This window comes from Streptococcus sp. 2022WUSS037, assembly GCF_044427225.1.
Classification (GTDB): domain Bacteria; phylum Bacillota; class Bacilli; order Lactobacillales; family Streptococcaceae; genus Streptococcus.
Window position 1 is genome coordinate 131524 of record NZ_JAOTGJ010000003.1, and the last position, 9978, is coordinate 141501.

The following is a 9978-nucleotide window of genomic DNA, read 5'->3' on the forward strand; positions in this document are numbered from 1 at the left end:
AGATGAAAATTGCAATCGGTTGTGACCACATTGTAACCTATGAAAAAATCGCTGTGGTAGATTATTTGAAAAATCAAGGATATGAAGTTTTGGACTTTGGGACTTATGATAATGTCCGTACACATTACCCAATCTTTGGTAAAAAAGTTGGTGAAGCTGTTGCAAGCGGACAAGCAGATTTGGGAATTTGTATTTGTGGAACAGGTGTTGGAATCAACAATGCTGTAAACAAGGTTCCTGGTGTTCGATCAGCCTTGGTTCGTGATATGACCTCAGCACTTTACGCTAAGGAAGAGTTAAATGCCAACGTCATTGGTTTTGGAGGAAAGATTACAGGTGAGTTGCTTATGTGCGACATCATTGAAGCCTTCATTAAAGCGGAATACAAACCAACTGAAGAAAACAAACGTTTGATCGAAAAGATTGCTGCAGTTGAAACGCTCAATCAAGAGCAGGCTAATCCAGAGTTCTTTACTGAATTTCTTGAAAAGTGGGATCGTGGAGAATACCACGACTAGGAGGCTCACATGATTTTGACGATCACTTTAAATCCGTCGGTTGATATTGCCTATCAATTGGATACTTTTCATTTGGATACGGTCAATCGAGTAGAAAAGGTTCAAAAAACAGCTGGAGGCAAGGGGCTCAATGTTACACGAGTTTTGAAACAAATTGGTGAAGATGTTGTAGCAACAGGCTTTATTGGCGGTGAGATTGGAAGTTATGTAAAGACACAACTCACTCGAAATGCTATTAAAAATTCCTTTGTGGAAATTGGGAATGAAACACGTAATTGCATTGCGGTCCTTCATGATGGCAAACAGACGGAGATTTTAGAACAAGGACCAACTATTCAAGAACATGAAGCCATGAATTTTATTGAACACCTTGAAATCATCCTGAACAATGTAGATGTAGTTGTTATTTCAGGAAGTTTGCCTAAGGGACTTGCTAGCAATTATTATGTTGAGATTGTAGAACTTTGTAAAAAACGCGGTGTAGCTGTTGTTTTGGATTGTTCTGGTGAGGCGCTGAAAAACGTTTTAGAAAGCCAGCAGAAGCCGACAGTTATTAAGCCGAATACAGAGGAGTTATCACAACTGATTGGTAAAGAAGTTACTGATGATATTCAAGAGTTGAAATCGGTTTTGTCTGGTCAACTTTTCCAAGGAATTGATTGGATAGTCGTCTCATTAGGGGCACAGGGGGCTTTTGCCAAGCACAATGACAAGTTCTATCGTGTCAGAATTCCAAAAATCAAAGTCGTCAATCCAGTAGGATCAGGAGATTCAACAGTTGCAGGTATTGCAGCTAGTTTGGTACATGCCTTACCTGATACAGAATTACTTAAAAAGGCTAATGTTTTGGGCATGCTAAATGCCCAGGAAGAACAGACAGGTTATGTCAATTTAGAAAATGCAGAATCGTTGTATTCTCAAATCGAAGTTGAGGAGGTATAATATGGTAGTAACAGCAGATAAAAGAAAATACATGGAAAAAGTAAGCAATGAAGCAGGTATTATTTCAGCTTTAGCTTTTGACCAACGTGGAGCTCTGAAAAAAATGATGGCAAAACATCAGACAGAAGAACCTACTGTGGAGCAGATGGAAGAACTAAAGAAACTAGTTTCAGAAGAATTAACACAGTTTTCTTCCTCAATTCTGTTAGATCCTGAATTTGGTTTGCCAGCATCACGCGCCCGTGACGAACAGTGCGGTTTGCTTTTGGCTTATGAAAAAACTGGCTATGATACCAGCTCCACTAGTCGCTTACCAGATTGCCTAGTAGAGTGGTCTGTAAAACGACTAAAAGAAGAAGGTGCAGATGCCATTAAATTCCTACTCTATTATGATGTGGATGGAGATTCATACGTCAATCTTCAAAAACAGGCCTATATTGAACGCTTGGGTTCAGAATGTCAGGCTGAAGGGTTACCATTCTTTTTGGAAATTTTGAGCTACGATGAAACGATTGAAGACAATGCCAGTGTGGAATTTGCAAAAGTCAAACCTCGAAAAGTAAATGAGGCTATGAAAGTATTTTCGGATGAACGCTTTGGAGTGGATGTTCTCAAGGTAGAAGTACCTGTGAACATGAATTTTGTAGAAGGCTTTGGAACAGGGGAAGTCGTCTATACAAAAGAAGAAGCAGCTGAATATTTCCGTCAACAAGAAGCATCAACGGACTTGCCATACATTTATCTTAGTGCAGGTGTTTCAGCTAAACTCTTCCAAGATACACTAGTGTTTGCACATGAAGCAGGTGCTAAATTTAACGGTGTACTTTGTGGTCGTGCAACATGGGCAGGTGTTGTACCAGTCTATATTGAACAAGGTGAAGAAGCAGCGCGTGAATGGTTACGTACTGTTGGTCGTGAAAATATTGAGGGACTTGATGCAGTCTTGTCTCAAACAGCAACTTCTTGGCTAGAAAAATAATTGAAAAATTAACCATTTTCTTAAAAGAAAGGGTTTACATTTTCTGAGAATATGCTATAATAATCTCATCAGCAAGAATAGAGTGGATTGTAACTAATTCGATTAGGCAAGACTACAAATGGATTTGAGAGTAGGATATTCTCGGTTTGTTTGTAGTCTTCTTTTTGCTTAAAAATATAGGAGGGATATATGTTTAGGATTATACAGTCACTAAATAATAACGCTGCCCTGGTGAAAAATGAACATGGGGAACAGGCAGTCGTGATGGGATTAGGTATAACCTTTCAAAAGAAAAAAGGGGATTTAATTGTTAAGGACAAGATAGAAAATATTTTTTCGCTAAAAAATGATGAAGCCAAAGAAAATTTTCTAACCTTATTAAAAGATATTCCCTTAGATTTTATTTCGGCAACCTACACGGTTATTAATCATCTGGTAGAAACTTATCATTACCCTGTCCAAGAATATCTATATGTGACACTGACAGATCATATCTATTGTGCATATCAGGCGGTTTTAAAGAATACTTATCAAGAAAGTAGGCTACCCAATATTTCAGCCGAATATCCATTGGAATATAAAATGGCGCGTGAAGCCTTAGCTATGTTTCGTGAAAAGTTGCTAAATGATTTTCCAAATGATGAGATTGGTAAAATTGCACTTCACTTAATTAATGCAAAAGGTGAAACAATTCATCCAACTAGTGAAGAACATGACATCAGTAAGAAAATTATTGCTGAGGTTGAACAAATTTTGATAGAGAATGGGATTAAACGCACAAAAGAAAATAGCAATTTTTATGATCGCTTTATGATTCATTTGTCCTATTTTCTGAATTACTTAGATAGATCCCATCAGTCAAATGAATCGATTGCTAGTTTGGAACAGTACATCAAGCTCCAGAATCCAAGAGCCCATCAGGTTGGAAGTCAGATTTTTGAGATGATTACATCATTGGTTGATGAGCCAGTAAATGATAGTGAAAGGTTCTATATTGTGTTACATATTCAACGGTTATTGTAAATCATACTCTTCGTAAATCCAATTCAGACGTTGTTGCCTCAACTTGATGAACTTTAGTTCTATCTACGTTTTCGTCGCCTAGTCTGAATGGTATTTCCATTGAGTACATAAAAAATAGGAGGTTCGTGTTATGAACAGAGAAGAAATAACTTTATTAGGTTTTGAGATTGTTGCATTCGCTGGTGATGCTCGATCTCGTTTGATGGAGGCACTGGCTGCTGCTCAAAAAGGTGATTACGCAAAAGCAGAAGAACTAGTTGAAGCTGCCAATGCTTGTATTGTTGAAGCCCACCATGCTCAGACAAGTTTGTTGCAGAAAGAAGCGGCTGGTGAGGATTTAGCCTTTAGTGTGACGCTCATGCATGGCCAAGACCATCTCATGACGACATTATTATTGAAAGATATGATGAGTCATATGATTGAACTTTATAAACGAGGTGATAAATAATGAACAAATTGATTGAATTCATTGAGAAAGGGAAGCCTTTCTTTGAAAAGATTTCGAGAAACCCTTATTTAAGGGCTATCCGTGATGGTTTTATCGCTGCCATGCCGGTTATCTTGTTCTCAAGTATCTTTCTAATGGTAGCATTTGTACCTAATATCTTTGGATTTACTTGGTCTGATGAAGCAGTTGCGGCTATCATGAAACCTTACGGTTATACAATGGGTATTGTAGCTGTCTTAGTTGCAGGAACGACCGCAAAATCTTTGACAGATGCGTTTAACCGTCAATTGCCAAAAACCAACCAGATTAACTTCATTTCAACAATGATTGCCTCAATTTCAGGTTTCTTATTACTGGCTTCTGATGGTATTGAAGGTGGATTTGCCAATGGTTACATGGGAACTAAGGGACTTTTGACAGCCTTTCTAGCAGCCTTCATTACGGTTAATATCTACAAGGTCTGTGTGAAAAACAATGTTACCATTCGTATGCCAGACGAAGTTCCACCGAACGTATCCCAGGCATTTAAAGATGTGATTCCATATGCATTGTCTATCTTTGTCTTGTATGGAATTGATCTTGTGACACGTCAATTCCTTGGAACAAACGTTGCTGAGGCGATTCTGAAATTATTTGAGCCACTATTTACAGCAGCAGATGGTTATGTTGGTATTACCATTATCTTTGGTGCCTATGCCTTGTTCTGGTTTGTAGGGATTCATGGTCCATCTATTGTTGAACCAGCAATTGCAGCCATTACTTATGCTAATATTGAAACCAACTTCCAGCTTCTACAGGCGGGTCAACATGCGGACAAAATCCTGACTTCAGGTACTCAAATGTTTATCGTGACAATGGGTGGTACAGGTGCTACCTTGGTTGTGCCATTCATGTTTATGTGGTTGACTAAGTCTAAACGAAATAAAGCAATTGGACGTGCTTCAGTTGTTCCAACTTTCTTTGGTGTAAATGAACCGATCTTGTTCGGTGCACCACTTGTACTCAACCCAATATTCTTTGTTCCATTCATCTTAGCTCCAATTGCTAACGTATGGATTTTCAAATTCTTTGTTGATACGTTAAAAATGAACAGTTTCAGCGTCAACTTAGCATGGACAACTCCAGGACCGTTGGGGATTGTAATGGGAACAAACTTTGCTCCACTTGCCTTTGCACTAGCTATCTTGTTGGTAGTTGTCGATGTACTTATCTATTATCCATTCTTGAAAGTTTACGATGAGCAAATTCTTGCTGAAGAACAATCAGGGAAAGTTGAAAATAGCTTGAAAGAGAAAGTGGCAGCTAATTTCAATACTGCCAAAGCAGATGCTATTCTTGAAAAAGCTGCAGTCGATACCGAAATTTCTGAACAAACAAACGTTCTGGTACTTTGTGCAGGAGGCGGTACAAGTGGATTGCTTGCTAACGCGTTAACTAAGGCTGCCAAAGAATACGGTGTTCCAGTCACAGCAACAGCAGGAAGCTATGGAGCTCACCGCGAGATTTTACCAGAATATCAATTAGTCATCCTTGCACCTCAAGTAGCATCGAACTACGAGGATATTAAACAAGAAACCGATGCATTGGGCATTAAACTCGCCAAAACTGAAGGGGCTCAATACATTAAACTCACTCGTGATGGTCAAGGTGCTCTTGACTTTGTCAAACAACAGTTCTAGAACCTGTATTCACAGTTCAGCACTTCCATCTAAGGCTAGTTTTTCAGCTACTCATCGTTAGTTTTTTTCAAAATACAGTTAGTATTCCCTCAAAAAACTGCCTTGATTAGTGAAAAATTATCTCTTATATACGAGCACTTCACTTGTGAATACAGGTTCTTAATCAAAAGGGGAGGGAGTAATAAATCTCCAACTCCTACCCCTTTATTTATTTTTGATAGAAGAAGGTAGGCATATGGTTAAAACATTACCAAAAGATTTTATATTTGGTGGAGCAACTGCTGCATATCAAGCAGAGGGTGCCACAAAGACAGATGGAAAAGGTCGTGTTGCATGGGATAAGTATTTAGAAGATAATTATTGGTACACTGCGGAACCAGCTTCTGATTTTTATAACCGTTATCCAGTTGATTTAGAACTAAGTGAACAATTTGGGGTAAACGGCATTCGTATTTCAATTGCGTGGTCTCGTATCTTCCCAACAGGCTTTGGAGAAGTGAATCCAAAGGGAGTAGAGTTTTACCATAAATTATTTGCGGAATGCCATAAACGTCACGTAGAACCATTTGTAACGCTTCACCATTTTGATACACCAGAAACGCTACATTCTAATGGTGACTTTCTGAATCGAGATAACATTGAACACTTTGTCAATTACGCAGCATTTTGCTTCAAAGAATTCCCTGAAGTTAATTACTGGACAACCTTTAATGAAATCGGCCCAATTGGTGACGGTCAGTATCTCGTTGGGAAGTTCCCACCAGGTATTCAGTATGACCTAGCTAAAGTATTCCAATCTCATCACAATATGATGGTTTCACATGCCAAGGCAGTTAAGCTCTACAAGGATGCTGGTTATAGTGGAGAAATTGGTGTTGTACATGCATTGCCAACGAAATACCCTTATGATCCAACCAATCCAGACGATGTCCGTGCAGCGGAACTTGAAGATATTATTCACAATAAATTTATCCTAGATGCAACATACTTGGGTTACTATTCTGAGAAGACTCTTGAAGGTGTTCGACATATTCTGAAAGTAAATGGCGGGGAATTAGATCTTCGTGATGAAGACTTTGCTGCCTTAGATGCCGCAAAAGATTTGAACGACTTCTTGGGCATCAATTACTATATGAGTGACTGGATGAGAGCTCATGATGGAGAAACGGAAATTATCCATAATGGTAAGGGTGAAAAGGGAAGTTCTAAGTATCAGATCAAAGGAGTTGGTCGTAGAGAGTCCCCAGTTGATATTCCAAAAACGGACTGGGATTGGATTATCTATCCACAAGGACTTTATGACCAAATTATGCGTGTGAAAAATGACTATCCAAACTATAAAAAAATCTACATCACTGAAAATGGTCTAGGTTATAAAGATGAATTTGTAGATGGTACAGTCTATGACGATGGTCGAATTGATTATGTGAAAAAGCATTTAGAAGTGATTTCAGATGCTATCTCAGATGGTGCCAATGTTAAAGGGTATTTCATCTGGTCCTTGATGGATGTATTTTCTTGGTCAAATGGATACGAGAAACGATATGGTTTGTTCTATGTTGACTTTGAGACTCAAGAACGCTATCCAAAGAAAAGTGCTTATTGGTATAAAAAAGTAGCAGAAACACAGGTTATTGAATAAAAATAATACAAGGATGCCTAGCTCAAGTTAGCATCCTTGTTTTCATATAAGGGAGGCAGTTTTTATGCTCGAATTAAAAAATGAGAACGTAACAGTACAATTTTCTGAATTAGGTGGGCAAATTATTTCGATAAAAGACAATGATGGCGTCGAGTATCTTTGGCAAGGAGATCCGACCTATTGGAGCGGTCAAGCACCAGTTCTATTTCCAATTTGTGGAAGTTTACGAAATGATTGGGCTATCTATGAACCTGCAGAAAGACCGACATTTACAGGCACAATTCCAAGGCATGGACTTGTGCGAAAAATGATGTTCAAAAATGTAAGAAGAACTGAAAATTCTTTGGAATTTTCTATTTCATCAAATGAGGAAACCGTAAAAAATTACCCATTTGAATTTGAACTTTCCATTAACTACTCACTACTTGGCAATACAATCCGAACTGAATATCGGGTGAAAAATCTTGAAGGACATAGAAAGCTACCTTACTTTATTGGGGGGCATCCTGGTTTTAATTGTCCTTTGTTGGATGGTGAGAGTTATGAAGACTATTATTTAGAATTTGAAAAAGTAGAATCTTGTACAGTACCTAGAAGTTTTCCAGAAACTGGCTTACTTGATCTGCGAGATCGCCGTCCATTCTTGGAAAATCAAAAGATCTTGGACTTGTCCTATCAACTGTTTGAGCACGATGCCATAACATTGGATCAATTAGCATCGCGAAAGGTAACTTTGAAATCAAAAAATCATCAGAAGACTCTTTCGATTGCATTTGATGATTTTCCATATTTAGTGATTTGGTCAACTACAAATCAGAGTCCCTTTATCGCATTAGAACCTTGGAGCGGACTCTCTACTTCACTGGAAGAATCTGATATATTCAATGCCAAACGAAATATTAGTTACGTCGCTCCAAAAGAAGTTGATAGAAAACATTTTGATATTATTATTGAGTAAACTTTTGAAAATGTTTGCTCGTTACAGAAATTTGGTAAAATAGTTCATATAATGAAAAAACTAAAAAATAGTAAGCCACGATGGTTTATTCTTATTTGTATCCTAATTTTTCTTGCTTTAGGTTTTGACAGTCGGCTTCAAGTAACTCATTACAGGCTTGTTAGTCCCAAAATATCTCAACCGATCAGACTTGCTCTAATTACTGATTTACACTCATCAAATTACGGTAAAAATCAGATACAAATCTTGGAAGTATTAGAGAAAGAAGGCCCAGATATCATTTTATTAGGTGGAGATATTTTTGATGATGAACTTTCTGACAGTAAAACTCTAGAATTGTTGAGCGGGCTAAGTAAATTTAATCATACTTACTATGTGTCAGGTAATCATGAAATATGGAGTAATCGATATGAACAGATGCTAGAACATCTGCGACAACAGAATGTAGCCATATTATCTGGAAATACTAGTAGAGTTGATATAAGGGGGCAGTCAATCACTATTTCAGGCATTGACGATCCTGAATATTTTCAAAAGTATGATACTAGTGTGAATTTGCTAGACCAACTTGAAGACATAAAAGGGAAGCAAATAAGTTCCGACTTTCAAATTTTACTAGTGCACCGCCCAGAACTAGTTGATACTTATCAAAAGTATGGATTTGATTTAGTATTATCAGGTCATGCACATGGAGGACAATGGAGAATACCTTATTTGGTTAATGGTGTATTTGCGCCTAATCAAGGATTTTTTCCGAAATATGCAGGTGGTTTATATGAATTTGAAAACTCGAATTTTATTGTAAGCAGGGGTCTGGCCAAAGAATCTACACGAGTACCAAGATTTTTTAATCGCCCAGAAATTATCGTTGTAGATCTTGTTAATCAGTAACTTTGCTCTTTCCCAATCACTCAAAAACCCCACTGACTTTAATCAGCCAGTGGGGTTTATTACTTATCCGAATCAAAATCTTATTTCAAAAAAGGTAGTGATTCGACTGATTTGTACTGCAATGTAATGAAATTCAGTATTTCAAAAATCACATTAAATCAAGGTTTCTACCGTCTATTGACGTGTAGTGAATCCCTATTTCACCTCAGTGAAAATCACGTGCTTACGCAATTTTGGTGAGTATTTTTTCAATTGAAGACGGTCTGGAGTGTTACGTTTGTTTTTTGAAGTAAGGTACAAACGCTCACCAGATTCTTTGTGTTCAAGTGTAATATTTACGCGCATGGTATCTCCCTTCTATTATTCAGCTGAAGCAGCCTTAGCGATTTTACGTCCTTTGTAGTATCCTTTCAAAGATACACGGTGAGAACGTGAGTAATCTCCAGTAGTTTCATCAAATTTCACAGTTGGAGCTGCTACTTTATAGTGAGTACGACGTTTGTTTTTCTTCGCTTTTGAAGTGCGACGTGCAGGTACTGCCATTTCTTTCTTCCTCCATTAAATGTCAGGGCCAAGCCCCTTTTAAATCTAAAATAGTGCGTATGACTTTCGCCAACTTTAACAGTATAACAAAAGTTTTTTGTAAAGTAAAGTTACTTGACAGATTTTTTAAAAATTTACCAAATTTTTTCCTCAACCCAAATTTCAAGTTGAAGTTAGCCACCCAAAAGAAATTCACTTGGCGACTTGTAGTCCAAGCATTTTTTAGGGTAGTTGTTAATCCAATTTTCGATAAAAGCTACTTCTTTCGGAGTCGTTTTCTTGGTTCCTTTAGGTAACCATCTCCGAATTAATCGATTATGATTTTCATTTGAACCTCTCTCCCATGAAGAGTAAG

General features: G+C 37.7%; 12 protein-coding genes. 9 read left to right on the forward strand and 3 right to left on the reverse strand.

Annotated elements, in window-relative coordinates; translation table 11 throughout:
• Positions 1-2 precede the first annotated feature (2 nt).
• The 9 genes from lacB to ODU55_RS02845 all read left to right on the forward strand — a co-directional run bounded on the left by lacB (position 3) and on the right by ODU55_RS02845 (position 9080).
• Positions 3-518 (forward strand): galactose-6-phosphate isomerase subunit LacB, encoded by a 516-nt coding sequence (lacB, locus tag ODU55_RS02805; RefSeq protein ID WP_018031055.1) that lies wholly within the window; start codon positions 3-5, stop codon positions 516-518.
• 9 nt (positions 519-527) lie between these two features.
• Positions 528-1460 carry a tagatose-6-phosphate kinase gene (locus ODU55_RS02810; protein WP_024378035.1) on the forward strand — a complete coding sequence of 311 codons (933 nt, stop codon included), beginning with the start codon at positions 528-530 and terminating at the stop codon, positions 1458-1460.
• Between the two features lies 1 nt (position 1461).
• Positions 1462-2439 carry a tagatose-bisphosphate aldolase gene (gene lacD, locus ODU55_RS02815; RefSeq protein WP_105210633.1) on the forward strand — a complete coding sequence of 326 codons (978 nt, stop codon included), beginning with the start codon at positions 1462-1464 and terminating at the stop codon, positions 2437-2439.
• Positions 2440-2628: 189 nt separating this feature from the next.
• Entirely contained in the window at positions 2629-3462 is an 834-nt protein-coding gene (locus tag ODU55_RS02820) for a PRD domain-containing protein (protein ID WP_024418732.1), read from the forward strand.
• A gap of 130 nt (positions 3463-3592) precedes the next feature.
• On the forward strand, positions 3593-3910 hold the full coding sequence (locus ODU55_RS02825; RefSeq protein ID WP_003048451.1) for a PTS lactose/cellobiose transporter subunit IIA: 318 nt from the start codon (positions 3593-3595) through the stop codon (positions 3908-3910).
• Positions 3910-5589, forward strand: a complete 1680-nt coding sequence (locus ODU55_RS02830; protein ID WP_398581800.1) for a lactose-specific PTS transporter subunit EIIC — start codon at positions 3910-3912, stop codon at positions 5587-5589. The genes ODU55_RS02825 and ODU55_RS02830 overlap by 1 nt, the downstream gene beginning before the upstream one ends.
• Before the next feature lie 235 nt (positions 5590-5824).
• Positions 5825-7231 carry a 6-phospho-beta-galactosidase gene (gene lacG / locus ODU55_RS02835; RefSeq protein WP_105212242.1) on the forward strand — a complete coding sequence of 469 codons (1407 nt, stop codon included), beginning with the start codon at positions 5825-5827 and terminating at the stop codon, positions 7229-7231.
• A gap of 64 nt (positions 7232-7295) precedes the next feature.
• Positions 7296-8189 carry an aldose 1-epimerase family protein gene (locus ODU55_RS02840; RefSeq protein WP_398581801.1) on the forward strand — a complete coding sequence of 298 codons (894 nt, stop codon included), beginning with the start codon at positions 7296-7298 and terminating at the stop codon, positions 8187-8189.
• A 51-nt stretch (positions 8190-8240) separates the two neighbouring features.
• Entirely contained in the window at positions 8241-9080 is an 840-nt protein-coding gene (locus tag ODU55_RS02845) for a metallophosphoesterase (protein WP_398581802.1), read from the forward strand.
• A 195-nt stretch (positions 9081-9275) separates the two neighbouring features.
• Here ODU55_RS02845 and rpmG read toward each other — a convergent pair whose 3' ends face one another.
• From rpmG to ODU55_RS02860, 3 genes are all read right to left on the reverse strand, one after another.
• Complete coding sequence (gene rpmG, locus ODU55_RS02850; RefSeq protein WP_002262412.1) at positions 9276-9425, reverse strand: 50S ribosomal protein L33; 150 nt, start codon at positions 9423-9425, stop codon at positions 9276-9278.
• 15 nt (positions 9426-9440) lie between these two features.
• Entirely contained in the window at positions 9441-9623 is a 183-nt protein-coding gene (gene rpmF / locus ODU55_RS02855) for a 50S ribosomal protein L32 (RefSeq protein ID WP_002937589.1), read from the reverse strand.
• Positions 9624-9796: 173 nt separating this feature from the next.
• Positions 9797-9978: IS30 family transposase (locus tag ODU55_RS02860; protein ID WP_142759956.1), on the reverse strand; the 182-nt coding region annotated here is incomplete at its 5' end.